Origin of the sequence: Undibacter mobilis, assembly GCF_003367195.1 — a bacterium.
GTDB lineage: Bacteria > Pseudomonadota > Alphaproteobacteria > Rhizobiales > Xanthobacteraceae > Pseudolabrys > Pseudolabrys mobilis.
On sequence record NZ_QRGO01000001.1, the window covers coordinates 2321780 to 2336868 of the forward strand.

The following is a 15089-nucleotide window of genomic DNA, read 5'->3' on the forward strand; positions in this document are numbered from 1 at the left end:
ACGCATACGGAGATTGCCTCTGGATTCCGGGTTCTGGCCTTCGGCCGGCCCCGGAATGACGAGGGAAAAAAGGATCAAACCTGTGAACGCTAACGTCCCGTCGAGCACGTCGCATTATCCGACCGCTACCAATGTGCAGAAGCCGGAAACTCACACTTTGTCGGTGCTGGTCGATAACGAGCCGGGCGTGCTCGCCCGTGTGATCGGCCTGTTCTCCGGCCGCGGCTACAATATCGAGTCGCTCACGGTGTCGGAGACCGAGCACCAGAAGCACCAGTCGCTTATTACCGTCGTCACCACCGGCACGCCGATGGTGATCGAGCAGATCAAGAACCAGCTCGACCGTCTGGTCCCGGTTCACCGTGTCGTCGACATGACGCTGACGGGCAAAGCGATCGAGCGCGAACTCGCCATGGTCAAGGTGTGCGGCAAGGGCGAGAACCGGGTTGAGGCGTTGCGCCTCGCCGATGCCTTCCGCGCCCGCGTCATCGACGCCACCACCGAAAGCTTCGTTTTCGAAATCACCGGCAAGAGCGACAAGATCGAGCAGTTCGTGGCGCTGATGCGGCCGCTGGGTCTGGTCGAAGTGTCGCGCACGGGAATCGCGGCGATCGCGCGCGGACCGGACCCGATGTAAATGCCATACGACATCTTTGCGGCGCTGGTGGTGTTCGTGTTCGCAACCGCGTTCACGCCGGGGCCGAACAACATTATGGTGACGGTCTCCGGCGTCAATTTCGGCTTCGTGCGCACCATTCCGCACATGGTTGGGATCACCGCCGGATTCGTCGTCCTGCTGCTGGCGGCATCGGCGGGCCTCGGCCTGATTTTCAGCACGATGCCCCAGCTGCAGACGGCGCTGAAGATCGCCGGTGCGCTCTACATGCTGTGGCTGGCCTGGAAGGTCGCCAATGCGCGTCCCCAAAGCGGCGATGTCGATCTCGCTCGCCCGATGACCTTCTGGCAGGCGGTCGCCTTCCAGTGGGTCAATCCGAAGGCGCTGGTGATGAGCCTGACCATGGTTGCGCTGTTCGTGCGGCCGGAAAACCGGGTTCTCGACGCCGCCATTCTCATTGCGGTCAATGTCGTGTTCACGGCGGCCACGGTGATCACCTGGACGGGCTTTGGCGTGGCACTGCGGGGCCTCCTCAGCAATCCGCGCCACGCCAGAATCTTCAATATCGTCATGGCGCTACTGCTCGTGGCGAGCATCGTACCGATGGTTCTTTAGGGCTCTATGGGGCTTGTAGGGCGGTGCCGGGCGTCCTAGAAGCAGGGCCGAATTTCCCCCGGGCAAGGCAACTAATCCAAGTAGAGGAACACCAATGCGGGTTTATTATGATCGCGACGCCGACCTCAACCTGATCAAGGGCAAGAAGGTCGCCGTCATCGGCTATGGCAGCCAAGGCCACGCCCACGCGCTCAATCTGCGCGACAGCGGCGTCAAGGATGTCGTGATCGCGCTGCGCAAGGGCTCGCAGGGCATCAAGAAGGCCGAAGGTTCGGGCTTCAAGACCATGGAAGTCGCCGAGGCCGCCAAGTGGGCCGATGTGATGATGATGCTGACCCCGGACGAACTGCAGGGCGACATCTATCGCGATCACCTGCACGCCAACATGAAGGAAGGCGCGGCGCTGCTGTTCGCGCACGGCCTCAACGTCCACTTCAACCTGATCGACCCGCGTCCCGATCTCGACGTGCTGATGATCGCGCCCAAGGGCCCGGGCCACACTGTGCGCTCCGAATATGCCCGCGGCGCCGGCGTGCCGTGCCTCATCGCGATCCACAAGGACGCGTCGGGCAACGCCCACGACCTCGGCCTGTCCTATGCCTCCGCCATCGGCGGCGGCCGCGCCGGCATCATCGAAACGACCTTCAAGGAAGAGTGCGAGACCGACCTGTTCGGCGAACAGGCCGTGCTGTGCGGCGGCCTGGTCGAGCTGATCAAGGCGGGCTACGAGACTTTGTGCGAAGCCGGCTACGCGCCGGAGATGGCCTATTTTGAGTGCCTGCACGAAGTGAAGCTGATCGTCGACCTCATCTACGAGGGCGGCATCGCCAACATGAACTACTCGATCTCGAACACCGCCGAATACGGCGAATACGTCACGGGCCCGCGCATCATCACGCCGGAGACCAAGGCCGAGATGAAGCGCGTTCTGGGCGATATCCAGTCCGGCCGCTTCACCCGCGACTGGATGCTTGAGAACAAGGTCAACCAGACTTCGTTCAAGGCGACCCGCGCCAAGCTTGCCGAGCACTCCATCGAGCAGGTCGGCGCCAAGCTGCGCGAGATGATGCCTTGGATCAAGGAACGCGCCATGGTGGACAAGAGCAAGAACTGATACTCAACTTGCTGCGACTGCGAAGGGCCCGCTCCGTGCGGGCCCTTTTGCTTTTGAGAGCAGGGCATTTCGTCGCCGGACTTGCTGTTTGCATTAGCCGCGCGAGCCGCTAGTTTGCGCGCCGAGCAATGCATATGAGAGGCGGGGCCGGAATGGCGACGACGAGCGGAACGGCAGCAGGCGAGGCGGCGGTCGCGCTGACAGACGTCGATGTCGCGTTCCGTCTCGCCGACGGCGGCACCTTCCGCGCGGTCCACAATGCCACACTCAAGCTCGCCGACGGTGAATTCGTCTCGATCGTCGGTCCAACCGGCTGCGGCAAGTCCACGCTCCTCAACATTGCTGCCGGCCTTCTGACCCCGGCCGCGGGCTCAGCCGACATTTTCGGCCGATCGCTCAACGGCCTTAACCGGCAGGCCGGGTACCTGTTTCAGGCCGACGCGCTATTCCCGTGGAAGACGGCTCTGGAAAACGTCGCCATCGGCCTGGAGGTCGCCGGCGTGTCGCAGGCCGAGGCGCGCGCCCGCGCCAAGGAATGGCTCGGCAAGGTCGGTCTCGGCGCCTTCGGCGACCGCTATCCGCATATGCTGTCCGGTGGGCAGAGGAAGCGCGTGGGCCTGGCCCAGGTGCTCATCCGCGATCCGAAAATCCTGCTGATGGACGAGCCGTTCGGCCCGCTGGACGCGCAGACCCGGCAGATCATGGGCAACCTGCTGCTTGATCTGTGGAGCGCCGACCGCAAGGCCGTGCTGTTCGTCACCCACGATCTGGAAGAGGCGATCGCGCTGTCCGACCGCGTCGTCATCATGTCGGCGGGGCCGTCGTCACGCGTCATCGGCGACTGGCGCGTGAACCTGCCGCGGCCGCGCGATATCGCCGAGGTCAAGCTCGAACCGGCGTTTCACGACCTGCACCGCGACATCTGGCAGATGCTCAAGGACGAAGTCATCAAGGGCTATACCCAGGCGGAGGGCAAGTGATGTCGCGCGTAACGCTGCTTGCCCTGCAAGTTCTCGTCGCCGTCGTGTTCGTCGCCCTCTGGTACGCGCTGACGACCTGGCCGGTGTTCGGCATCGTCCTGCTGCCGCCGTTCTTCTTTTCCAATCCCGTCGATGTTGTGCAGCAGATCGTCAAGTGGTTCGCCACCGGCGTGATCTGGAAACATCTGTGGGTGACGCTGCTCGAATCGTCGCTCGCTTTCGTCATCGGCTCGATCGGCGGCGTGCTGGTCGGCTTCTGGTTCGCGCGACAGCCGCGCACCGCGGCGGTGTTCGATCCTTACGTCAAGATGGCGAATGCGCTGCCGCGCGTCGTGCTGGCGCCGATCTTCACCTTGTGGCTTGGCCTCGGCATCTGGTCGAAGGTCGCGCTCGGCGTGACGCTGGTGTTCTTCATTGTGTTTTTCAACGTCTATCAGGGCATCAAGGAAGTCTCGCCCACCGTGCTCGCCAATGCGCGCATGCTCGGCATGAACGAACGGCAACTGATGCGCCATGTTTACTGGCCGTCGGCGCTGTCGTGGATGTTCTCGTCGCTGCACACCTCGGTCGGCTTTGCCGTGGTCGGCGCCGTCGTAGGCGAATATCTCGGCGCCGCGGCCGGTCTCGGCTACCTGATCCAGCAGGCCGAGGGCGTGTTCGATGTCGCCGGGGTGTTTGCCGGCATGTTCGTGCTCGCCGCCTTCGTTATCGTGATCGACACCCTCGTGACCGTGGTCGAAAAACGCCTCCTGGTCTGGCGGCCCAACGTGGGCGATGCGAAACCGTAAAGGCGGCGCGGCCTTTTCGGCCTAGGCAATCGAGGATTGCTGGCCTAAATTCTGCGCCAACCAATCACAAAACGGAGGAAATGAATGTCCAAGCTGTTCCGTCGCGCCGCCACCGCGGCCGCCGTGCTTGTCGTCTCGGCTGGTCTGATGGTCGGTTCCGCGCTCGCCCAGACCAAAATCACCCTCGCCGTCGGCGGCGCCTCCTGCCTGTGCTATCTGCCGACCATGCTGGCCAAGCAGCTCGGTGAATTCGAGAAGGCCGGCCTCAATGTCGAGGTGGTCGATTTCAAGGGCGGCTCGCAGTCGCTGCAGGCGGTCATGGGCGGCTCGGCCGACGTGGTTTCCGGTTATTTCGACCACACCGTCAATCTCGCCGCCAAGGGCCAGAACCTGCAATCCTTCGTCGTCTATGACCGCTATCCGGGCTTCGCGCTGGTGGTGTCGCCCAAGCACACGGCAACCATCAAGTCGATCAAGGATCTCGCCGGCAAGAAGGTCGGCGTCTCGGCGCCCGGCTCGTCCACCGACTTCTTCCTCAAATACATGCTGAGCAAGAACGGCGTCGATCCGAACTCGATCGGCGTCATCGGCGTCGGCCTCGGCGCGACCGCGATTGCGTCGATGGAACAGGGTGAGATCGAGGCTGCGATCATGCTCGACCCGGCGATCACGGTGCTGGCTGGCCGGCACAAGGATCTCAAGATCCTGAGCGATACGCGCACCGCGCACGATACGCTGCAAGTGTTTGGCGGCGAGTATCCGGGCGGCGCGCTCTATACCAAGGCTGATTGGATCAAGTCGCACGAAAAGGAAGTGCAGGCGATGACTAATGCCATCATCGCCACCTTGAAGTGGATCCATTCTCACTCGCCGGAAGAAATTGCCGAGAAGATGCCGGCCGAGTTGGTCGGAAAGGACAAGCCGGGTTACATCGCTGCACTGAAGAACACGCTGCCGATGTATTCGGAGACCGGCATGATGGACCCCAAGGGCGCCGCCGCGGTGCTCGCGGTGTTCTCGCAGTCCTCGCCCGATGTCGCCAAGGCGAATGTCGACCTGTCGAAGACCTACACCAACAAGTACGTCGAAGCGGCCCACAAGAAGTAGGGCGCGTTACGACCCACTGATATGCGAAACGGCGGGGAACTTCCCCGCCGTTTCTGTTATTGTGGGGACATGAATCTCGTCTCGATCCAGTCCCATGTCGTCTATGGCCATGTCGGTAATTCGGCGGCGGTGTTTCCGCTGCAGCGCATGGGCGTCGAAGTCTGGCCGATCCACACGGTGCAGTTCTCCAACCACACCGGTTACGGGGAATGGAAAGGCGAGGTGTTCGGACCGAAGCTGATCCGTGACCTCATGGCGGGTCTGGAAGCGCGCGGCGTGCTCGCCGAATGCGACGGCCTGTTGTCAGGTTATATGGGTAGCGCCGAAATCGCCGCGGCAATTGTCGAGGCAGCCGGCACCGTCAAGCGCGCCAATCCGTCGGCGCGCTATTGCTGCGATCCGGTGATCGGCGACGTCGGCAAGGGCGTGTTCGTGCGCGAAGGCATTCCGGACTTCATCAAGAAGACCGCGCTGCCGGCCGCCGATATCGTTACGCCGAACCAGTTCGAGCTCGATTTTCTCACCGGCCGGCCGTCGGCAACGCGCGCGCAGGCGGTCGATGCGGTCAAGGCGCTGCATGACATGGGGCCGCGGGCCGTGCTGGTGACCTCGCTGCATACCGACGAGACGCCACAGGACGCGATCGACATGCTCGCCTCCGACGACACCGGCTGCTATCTGCTGCGAACGCCGAAGCTGCAACTTGTTGCCAACGGCGCCGGCGATTTGATCGCCGCCCTGTTTTTCGCGCACTATCTGCGCCAGGGCGGCGCGAAAGAAGCTTTGGCGCGCGCCGGCAGTTCGGTGTTCGGTATCATGCAGAAAAGTCTGGAAGCCGGCGCCCGCGAGATCCAGGTGGTGAAGGCGCAGCAAGAGGTTGTCGAGCCCAGCCGTAGTTTCGAGGTCGAGCAATTGGTCGCGCCGCCGCTCGACGCAGAAAAGCAGATCTGACCCATGCGACGCCGTTTTATCACCCTCGATGTCTTCACCCGCCGGCGCTTTGCCGGCAATCCGCTCGGCATGGTGTTCGACGCCGATGGCCTCGACACGCAGGCCATGCAGACGATCGCCAGGGAATTCAATTATTCCGAAACGGTGTTCGTGGCGCCGCCGCAGGACGCCGCGCACAAGGCGTCGATGCGCATTTTCACGCCGGGTTCGGAGTTGCCTTTCGCCGGCCACCCGACCGTCGGCGCGGCGGTCGGGCTGGCGCGTGCTGCCGGCGGTGGAGCGCAGAGTTTTGTGATCGAGGAGAAGATCGGGGCAGTCGCATGCGATGTACGCATGCACGATGCCGAGAGTGGTTTTGCGGAGTTTAAACTGCCGCAGTTGCCGGAGAGAGTGGGTGAGCTGCCGGATGCTGCTTTGTTGGCCGATGGGTTAGGCCTGGACGCCGCCGACATCGATGTGCGCGCCTTTCCGCCCTCGCGCTGGTCGGCCGGCGTGCCGTTTGCCATCGTGGCCATCCGCTCGCTGGCGGCAGTCGGGCGAGCGAAGCCGAATGGCGAGGCTTTCACCAAGGCCTTCGGGCAGGGCGGCCCGGCCAAAGCCTATATCGTCTGCGAGGAGGCCGCCGAGGCGGGCCATCATCTGCATGTCCGCATGTTCGCGCCCGGTATCGGTGTTGCTGAGGATCCGGCGACCGGCAGCGCGCTGGCGTCGTTCGCCGGGCTTTACGTTGCCCACAAGCGTCCGGCCGATGGCGTCATCAGACTGGCGATCGAGCAGGGTTACGAAATGGGCCGGCCGAGTGTTCTGCATCTGACGCTCGGCGTCGCTAGCGGAGCCTTGCGCGAAGCTTCGATCGGCGGCGATGCCGTCGTCATCACCGAAGGCGTTATCGAGGCATGACATCGCCGGGCAGCGAGCAGGTGCTTCACGTCGACCGGCTCGAACTGACCTTCGAACCGCGGCCCTGGGCTTTTGCCGACGCGCACCGCCGCGATATCGACGCGCTGTTTGCGGACATGCAGAAGAAAAAGCCGGCACTGTTCAATGGCCGCGTACTGTTGATGCACCGCTGCGCGATTGAGGACGGTGTTTTTGGCGGCGGCTTCATGGAGGCTGACTATGCCAGCTTCACATTCTGGATCGCATCGGGCCGACCGGCGGCCGGCATCCACGACTGCTTCGGCGCCGCGGCGGTGATGTCGGCCGATGGCGCCTTCCTGCTCGGCGAGATGGGCGCGCACACTTTCAACGCCGGCCAGATCTATTTTCCGTGCGGTACGCCGGACCTGAGCGATCTCGTCGGCAGCCGGGTCGATTTTGACTTGAGCGTGAGGCGTGAACTCAAGGAGGAGACTGGTCTCGAAGCCGCCGAACTGACGGAGGAACCCGGCTGGACGCTGGCCATCGATGGCAGCCTGATTTGTGCCATCAAGGTGATGCGCTCGCCGCTCGATGCCGAAGCTCTGCGCGTGCGGATGCTCAAGCATCTGGCCCATGAGCGGCAGCCTGAGCTTGCCGATATCCGTATCGTCCGCGGCTCGGACGATTTCAGCCTGCAGATGCGCTCCTTTGCGCGTATCTTTCTGAGCCACCGTTTTGCCGCCTGAAGGAGGCGTCTCATGAAGCTCGACCAGATAGCCAAGCGTTTTCGCATCGATCAGCCCGACAAGTTCAAGCTCGACGATTTCGATCCGGGCGATTGTTGCGGCCTGACCATCGATAAGGACGATGCCAAGACTTTGCTCGAAGAGGGTGTCGAGCGCCTCGCCGAACTGCAGGAGCGGCTCTACGCCGATAACCGCTGGTCGGTGCTGGTGGTGTTGCAAGCGATGGATGCCGCCGGCAAAGACAGCCTGATCAAGCACGTCATGAGCGGCGTCAATCCGCAAGGTGTGCAAGTCGTGTCCTTCAAGCAGCCGAGCGCGGAAGAACTCGACCACAATTTTCTCTGGCGTGTCGCAAGGGCGCTGCCGGAGCGCGGCCGCATCGGCATTTTTAACCGCTCGCACTACGAAGAGGTGCTGGTGGTGCGCATCCACCCTGAATATCTGAAGGCACAGCGCTTGCCGGACACGAAGAACGGTAAGGACATTTGGCACCAGCGTTTCGACGACATCCGCGCGTTCGAAAAGCATCTGGCCCGCAATGGCACGCTGGTCCTGAAATTTTTTCTCAACGTTTCGCGCGACGAGCAGCGCAAGCGTTTTCTCGACCGTATCGACGAGCCGGGCAAGCGCTGGAAATTCTCCATGGGCGATGTCGCCGAGCGCAAACTGTGGCCGCAATACATGGCGGCCTATGAAGAGGCGATCCGCGAAACCTCGACGCCGGAGGCGCCGTGGTATGTCATCCCGGCCGACAAGAAGTGGTTCACGCGGCTGGCGGTCGCCGGCGCGCTGGTCGATGCGCTGGAGCGGCTCAAGCTCGAATATCCCAAGGTGGAAGGCGCCGCGCTCGACGAATTGGAAAAGGCCAAGGCGGCGCTGAAGGCGGAGAAGTAAGGGCCGGGGAACGGTCAGTCATGCTGACCTATTGAAGACTTGCCCGCCGCCGCCGCTATCGGCTAGAAGGGCCCGATCCGGCCCCGTTTAACATGGGCTTTACCGGAATCGGCGACCGTACCGGTCGCAACGAGGGTTTTGATGCCAATGCCGACGCGGCAGCAGTTCTGCGCGATCGACGATCTGGCGACCTTGCAGGGTCAGCCGGCGGCCTCCCTCATTCTGGGCACGCTCCTTCTCCTTACCCGCCCCTGAGGGCCGGCTGGGCTTGGTTGCCTGGGCACTCGGGGGATCGCGGCGGATGAAGCACCCTGAAAGCGCCCCGAGCGGCGCACGTTTCTGAGAAGGACAATTCCCATGGCTACCCAGACCCCGTCCGATAAGGACCGCGTCGTCATCTTCGATACCACCTTGCGCGACGGCGAGCAGTGCCCCGGCGCCACCATGACCCACGAGGAAAAGCTCGAAGTCGCCGAGTTGCTCGATACGATGGGCGTCGACATCATCGAGGCCGGCTTCCCGATCGCCTCGGAAGGCGACTTCGCCGCGGTCAACGAAATCGCCCGCCGCGCCAAGAATTCGGTGATCTGCGGCCTGTCGCGCGCCGCCCCGAAGGACATCGACCGCTGCGCCGAGGCCATCCGGCCTGCCAAGCGCAACCGCATCCACACCTTCCTGTCCACCTCGCCGGTGCACATGAAGTACAAGCTCCAGAAGGAGCCGCACGAGGTCTTCGAAATGGTGGTCGCGCAGGTGACGCGCGCCCGCAGCCATACCGACGACGTCGAGTGGTCGAGCGAGGACGGCACCCGTACCGAGTTCGATTTCCTCTGCCGCTGCGTCGAGGCCGCGATCAAGGCCGGCGCGACCACGATCAACATCCCGGACACCGTCGGCTACACCACGCCGGAGGAATATCGCGAGCTGTTCCGCCGCGTGATCGAGAACGTGCCGAATTCCGACAAGGCGGTGTTCTCGGTGCATTGCCATAACGACCTGGGCATGGCGGTCGCCAATTCGCTCGCCGGCGTCATGGGCGGCGCGCGTCAGATCGAGTGCACCGTCAACGGCATCGGCGAGCGCGCCGGCAACGCCGCGCTGGAAGAAATCGTGATGGCGATCAAGACGCGCAACGACGTGTTTCCGTTCGCGACCGGCATCGACGCCACCATGCTGACGCGCGCTTCCAAGCTCGTCGCCGCGGCAACGTCGTTCCCGGTGCAGTACAACAAGGCCATCGTCGGCCGTAACGCCTTCGCGCATGAGAGCGGTATCCACCAGGACGGCATGCTCAAGAACGCGCAGACCTACGAGATCATGACGCCGGAATCGGTCGGCGTGAAACAGACCTCGCTGGTCATGGGCAAGCATTCCGGCCGTCACGCCTTCCAGCACAAGCTGGAGGAATTGGGCTATCAGCTCTCCGACAACCAGTTGCAGGACGCCTTCGTGCGCTTCAAGGCCTTGGCCGATCGCAAGAAGCAGATCTACGACGAGGACATCGAAGCACTGGTCGATGAGGAAATCGCCACCGCGCATGATCGCGTCAAGATCGTGTCGCTCACCGTCATCGCCGGCACTATGGGCCCGCAGACGGCGACGCTCACGGTCGATATCGATGGCCAGCACACCACGCATCAGGCGACCGGCAACGGCCCGGTGGATGCGATCTTCAACGCCATCCACGCCATCGTGCCGCACGAGGCCAAGCTCGAGCTCTATCAGGTTCACGCGGTAACCGAGGGCACCGATGCGCAGGCGGAGGTGTCGGTACGTCTGGCGGCGGAAGGGCGTTCCTTTACCGCCAAGGGCGCCGATCCGGATACGCTGGTCGCGTCGGCCAAGGCCTATCTCGGCGCGCTCAACAAGATGATGAGCAAGCGCGGCAAGGTGCCGGGCGTGGAGAAACGCATTCACGCCAACGAGGTTGGCTAACCTCGTATTTCATCCGACTTTCGGATGAGACAGGTCGGCTGCCGCCCGTGTTTTAGGCAAGTTCATCTTTGATACCGCGCCCACGACGGGCGCGGTATTTTTTTTGTGCTGCGTTGCGGCGGTTTCGCGTGGTTGGGCAGGGGCTTGGCTCTTGCCGGAGCCGGCGTTTGGTGTCACTTTGCCGCACAAGCAAGAGATAAGGCCGAACAGGCCGCCCATGGAGGAGATGCGATGCTCGAAATTTCGAAACGTCAATGGCTTGTCGGCGCCGCCGCTGCCGCCGCGCTGATCGCCGCTCCGGCCGCTGCGCTGGCGCAGCAGCCGATCGTCATCAAGTTCAGCCACGTCGTCGCGCCGGATACGCCGAAGGGCAAGGGCGCCGAGAAATTCAAGGAACTTGCCGAGAAGTACACGGCCGGCAAGGTCAAGGTCGAAGTCTATCCGAACTCGACTCTTTACAAGGACAAGGAAGAACTCGAAGCGCTGCAGCTCGGCGCGGTGCAGATGCTGGCGCCGTCGAACTCCAAGTTCGGCCCGATCGGCATCAAGGAATTCGAGGTGTTCGATCTGCCGTTCCTGCTGCCGAACCTCGACGCGCTGCGCAAGGTGACCGAAGGTCCGATCGGCAAGCGCATGCTCAAGCTGATGGACTCCAAGGGCATGGTGGGCTTGGCCTACTGGGATAACGGCTTCAAGCAGATGAGCGCCAACAAGCCGCTCAAGTCGCCGGCCGACTACAAGGGCCTGAAGTTCCGCATCCAGTCGTCGAAGGTGCTGGAGGCGCAATTCCGTACGCTGGGCGCCGTTCCGCAGGTCATGGCGTTCTCGGAAGTCTATCAGGCGCTGCAGACCGGTGTCGTTGATGGCCAGGAGAACACCTGGTCGAACATGTACACCCAGAAGATGCACGAAGTGCAGAAGTTCATCACCGAAACCAACCACGGCTATATCGGCTACGTGGTGGTCGTGAACAAGAAGTTCTGGGATGGCCTGCCGGCCGACATCCGCACGCAACTCGACAAGGCGATGGCGGAATCGACCCAGTACGCCAACAACCAGTCGGCCAAGGAAAACGAGGACGCCAAAGCGGACATCGTGAAGTCGGGCAAGACGACCATCCTCACGCCGACCGCTGCGGAAGTCGCCGAGATGCGCAAGACGATGGCGCCGCTCTATGACGACATGGGCAAGCGTGTCGGCAAGGAATTGATCGACGAAGTCGTGAAGGCTGTCGGCGGCCAGAGCTAAGGCAATTTGAGGAGCCGCGGATGAAACCGCGGCTCCTTTTTCTGCCGGGAGGGCAGGCGGGCGGCGTGGGGCGCTACTCGCTTTTCAACAACACGATGACATTTCACAATCGTCGCTAAGACGAGATGAGCCCCCGTGATTAAACGAGGCGCCGATGTTTCTTCGCATCCTGGACCGGCTTGAGGAGATCCTGATCGCGACCTTGATCGGGGTGGCGACCATCATCATTTTTGTCGCCGTCTTGCATCGCTATGCGGTAGGCGTTCCGTGGCTCTATCCGCTGGTCTTCGACATCAATCTCACTTGGGCGCAGGAACTCTGCATCTATCTGTTCGTGTGGATGGCGAAGTTCGGCGCCGCTTACGGCGTGCGCACCGGCATTCATGTCGGCGTCGATGTCATCGTCAACATGCTGGCGCCGCCGTCGCGCAAGAAGATCATCATGTTCGGGCTGCTCGCCGGCGCGTTTTTCACGGCGATCGTCGGCACCATGGGCGCCAAGTTCGTCATCGAGCTTTATCCGACCGGGCAGGTTTCGCCCGACATGGAATTCCCGCGCTGGATCATCTTCCTCGCGGTACCGCTCGGCTCCTATCTGATGTGTTTCCGTTTCCTCCAGGTCGCATGGCATTACTGGTGGACCGGTGATTTGCCGCACCATGACCCGGGCCACGTCGAAGGCGTGGTGGAAAGCCCGCACGCGGCCCAAGACCTGCGCGCCGAAGAGCTCGCCAGCACCCCGCCGAGGACCTGACGATGAACGCCGCCATTATCTTCGGACTGCTGATCGCGCTGATGCTGACCGGCATGCCGATCTCGATCGCGCTCGGCCTGACCGTGCTGTCGTTCCTGTTCTTCCTGACCACGGTGCCGATCGAGTCGGTCGCTCTCAAGCTGTTCACCGGCATCGAGAGCTTCGAGATCATGGCGATCCCGTTCTTCATTCTCGCGGGCAATTTCCTCACCCATGGCGGCGTGGCACGGCGCATGATCAACTTCGCCGCGTCGATGGTCGGCCACTGGTATGGCGGCCTCGGCCTCGCGGCGGTCATGGCCTGCGCGCTGTTCGCGGCGATTTCCGGTTCGTCGCCGGCCACGGTCGTGGCCATCGGCTCGATCCTCATTCCGGCGATGGTGCAGGCCGGTTATCCCAAGCGGTTCGGCGCCGGCGTCATCGCCACCTCCGGCGCGCTCGGCATCCTTATTCCGCCGTCGATCGTGATGGTGCTCTATGCGGTGTCGACCGGCGGCAGCGTTGCGATGGATCCCGAAGGCAAGCGCGTGCTGTCGGCCTCCGTCGGCCAGTTGTTCATGGCCGGTGTCATCCCCGGGCTGATGCTGGCCTTCCTGCTCGGCCTGACCACCTTCTATCGCGCCTGGAAGAACGACTATCCGCGCATGCCGCGCGCTGACTGGGTGGCGCGCTTCAAGGCGTTCCGCGAGTCTGTCTGGGGCCTGCTGCTGATCGTGCTCGTGCTCGGCGGCATCTATGCCGGCTTCTTCACGCCGACGGAAGCGGCGGCGGTGAGTGCGGTCTACGCCTTCGTCATCGCGGTGTTCGTCTATCGCGACATGAAGCTGTCCGACGTGCCCAAGGTGCTGCTGTCATCCGCCAATATGAGCGCGATGATCCTCTACATCATCACCAATGCGGTGCTGTTCTCGTTCCTCATGACCAGCGAGCAGATCCCGCAGACCATGACGGCCTGGCTCAAGAGCAGCGGCATTGGCTGGGTCGAGTTCCTGATGATCGTCAACATCATCCTGCTGGTCGCCGGCAATGTGATGGAGCCGTCGTCGATCGTGCTGATCACCGCGCCGATCCTGTTTCCGATTGCGGCGAGCCTCGGCATTCATCCGGTGCATCTCGGTATCCTGATGACGGTGAACATGGAGGTCGGCCTGTGCCATCCGCCGGTCGGTCTCAATTTGTACGTGGCTTCCGGTATCGCACGCATGGGCATTACCGAGTTAACCATTGCGACCTGGCCTTGGCTGATGACGATGCTCGGCTTCCTCATCCTCGTGACTTATGTCCCCGAGTTGTCGCTGTGGCTGCCGCGCATGCTCGGGATGCTATAGGCAAGACAGATTCCCGCATCCGGTGGTGCCGATGTAGGGACGTCGATGAATATGGGTTCATCGACATTGCGGTCTTGTAATCATTGCGATCATTTAATGTCTGTCCGAACCTTAACTTGATAAGGCGGCGCAGGGTTTATCTACTGGCCTCCGTTGAATGGCTATCACTCGAAGCTGTTCACCAAGGAGGTGGCTATGTTGAAATATATTCTCGCCGGCACGACGGCTCTCGCGATCGCCGGTGGTTCGCTGGCTTACGCGCAGAAGGGACCCGATGGTCCCAAAGGCGCCGAGCGCTGGCGCCCGACCGCGCAGGACATGGTTGCGTTCGGCGATGCCCGCATCGCCGCACTGAAGGCCGGTCTCAAACTCACGCCGGACCAGGAAAAGAACTGGCCGGCCGTGGAAACCGCGTTGCGCGATCTGGCCAAGCAGCGCTCCGAGCGCTTTGCGGCGCGCGCCTCGGCTGACAAGCCGAGCGACAAGTCCGTCGACCGGTTCGATCGCCTGAGCCAGCGCGCTGACGCCATGACCCAGCAGGGCGCGGCGCTCAAGAAACTCGTGGATGCGGCTGGTCCTCTCTACAAGAGCCTCGATGAGCCTCAGAAGCAGCGTTTCTGGGTGCTGGCGAAGCTCGGCGGCGAGCGCGGCGGCTGGCATCGCGGCGGCCATCGCGGCCACGACCGGATGCACCACGGCCCGCGCGGCCAGATGGGTGGTCCCGGCGCAGGCCCGGACGCTCCGCGGCCGCAGTAATGACGGGCAGGGTGCCTTCCGGCACCCGGTCCTGACGCGAAGTGGATGGGCTGCGGCCGCCTCTCCCGGGAGACCGCTCCATCCCAGAAACCGCCGGGTTCTCCCGGCGGTTTTTGCGTTGTGGATCGAGGGTTTAGCGGGCTGTCAGGAGCGGGTATCAGCGCTTGCCACGGCGGGATCGCTTTGCTAGAGGACGGCCTCGCTGAACGGGGCCTTCGCGGCCCTCTTGGCACTCCGGGCGCTTAGCTCAGTTGGTAGAGCAGCTGACTCTTAATCAGCGGGTCGTAGGTTCGATCCCTACAGCGCCCACCATTATCTCCGGACAAGCCACGCCACTTTGGTCTCGCCGCCCCGAACGGGCCGCGCGCCTGCGATGCGTGCGGGCGCGCCGGACGC

General features: G+C 62.9%; 15 protein-coding genes and 1 tRNA gene. All 16 read left to right on the forward strand.

Annotated features, from left to right (window positions below; genetic code table 11):
• Positions 1–82 precede the first annotated feature (82 nt).
• The 16 genes from ilvN (at position 83) to DXH78_RS11060 (ending at position 15005) form a co-directional block, all read left to right on the forward strand.
• Positions 83–637, forward strand: coding sequence for an acetolactate synthase small subunit (ilvN, locus tag DXH78_RS10985; protein ID WP_245416795.1), 555 nt, complete (start codon positions 83–85; stop codon positions 635–637).
• Positions 638–1231, forward strand: a complete 594-nt coding sequence (locus tag DXH78_RS10990) for a LysE family translocator (RefSeq protein ID WP_115517066.1) — start codon at positions 638–640, stop codon at positions 1229–1231.
• A 94-nt stretch (positions 1232–1325) separates the two neighbouring features.
• Positions 1326–2345 carry a ketol-acid reductoisomerase gene (gene ilvC / locus DXH78_RS10995; protein ID WP_115517067.1) on the forward strand — a complete coding sequence of 340 codons (1020 nt, stop codon included), beginning with the start codon at positions 1326–1328 and terminating at the stop codon, positions 2343–2345.
• A gap of 152 nt (positions 2346–2497) precedes the next feature.
• Positions 2498–3325 (forward strand): ABC transporter ATP-binding protein, encoded by an 828-nt coding sequence (locus DXH78_RS11000; RefSeq protein ID WP_115517068.1) that lies wholly within the window; start codon positions 2498–2500, stop codon positions 3323–3325.
• Positions 3325–4113, forward strand: coding sequence for an ABC transporter permease (locus tag DXH78_RS11005; protein WP_115517069.1), 789 nt, complete (start codon positions 3325–3327; stop codon positions 4111–4113). The genes DXH78_RS11000 and DXH78_RS11005 overlap by 1 nt, the downstream gene beginning before the upstream one ends.
• A gap of 84 nt (positions 4114–4197) precedes the next feature.
• Positions 4198–5220: an ABC transporter substrate-binding protein gene (locus DXH78_RS11010; protein WP_115517070.1), complete on the forward strand. Its 1023-nt coding sequence runs from the start codon at positions 4198–4200 to the stop codon at positions 5218–5220.
• A 69-nt stretch (positions 5221–5289) separates the two neighbouring features.
• Positions 5290–6171, forward strand: a complete 882-nt coding sequence (gene pdxY / locus DXH78_RS11015) for a pyridoxal kinase PdxY (protein ID WP_115517071.1) — start codon at positions 5290–5292, stop codon at positions 6169–6171.
• A 3-nt stretch (positions 6172–6174) separates the two neighbouring features.
• A complete protein-coding gene (locus tag DXH78_RS11020; protein WP_115517072.1) occupies positions 6175–7071 on the forward strand; it encodes a PhzF family phenazine biosynthesis protein in 897 nt (298 codons plus the stop codon).
• Entirely contained in the window at positions 7068–7778 is a 711-nt protein-coding gene (locus DXH78_RS11025) for an NUDIX hydrolase (RefSeq protein ID WP_115517073.1), read from the forward strand. The genes DXH78_RS11020 and DXH78_RS11025 overlap by 4 nt, the downstream gene beginning before the upstream one ends.
• 12 nt (positions 7779–7790) lie before the next feature.
• Positions 7791–8672, forward strand: a complete 882-nt coding sequence (locus DXH78_RS11030; protein WP_115517074.1) for a polyphosphate kinase 2 family protein — start codon at positions 7791–7793, stop codon at positions 8670–8672.
• Positions 8673–9029: 357 nt separating this feature from the next.
• Entirely contained in the window at positions 9030–10607 is a 1578-nt protein-coding gene (locus DXH78_RS11035; RefSeq protein ID WP_115517075.1) for a 2-isopropylmalate synthase, read from the forward strand.
• Between the two features lie 231 nt (positions 10608–10838).
• Entirely contained in the window at positions 10839–11855 is a 1017-nt protein-coding gene (locus DXH78_RS11040) for a TRAP transporter substrate-binding protein (RefSeq protein WP_115517076.1), read from the forward strand.
• A 154-nt stretch (positions 11856–12009) separates the two neighbouring features.
• The gene (locus DXH78_RS11045) at positions 12010–12609 is read left to right on the forward strand and encodes a TRAP transporter small permease (protein WP_115517077.1); all 600 of its coding nucleotides are present in this window, start codon (positions 12010–12012) and stop codon (positions 12607–12609) included.
• Positions 12610–12611: 2 nt separating this feature from the next.
• On the forward strand, positions 12612–13937 hold the full coding sequence (locus DXH78_RS11050; RefSeq protein ID WP_115517078.1) for a TRAP transporter large permease: 1326 nt from the start codon (positions 12612–12614) through the stop codon (positions 13935–13937).
• A gap of 195 nt (positions 13938–14132) precedes the next feature.
• Positions 14133–14693: a Spy/CpxP family protein refolding chaperone gene (locus DXH78_RS11055; RefSeq protein ID WP_147292617.1), complete on the forward strand. Its 561-nt coding sequence runs from the start codon at positions 14133–14135 to the stop codon at positions 14691–14693.
• A 236-nt stretch (positions 14694–14929) separates the two neighbouring features.
• Positions 14930–15005 (forward strand) — tRNA-Lys (locus tag DXH78_RS11060).
• The last annotated feature ends 84 nt before the right edge of the window (positions 15006–15089 follow it).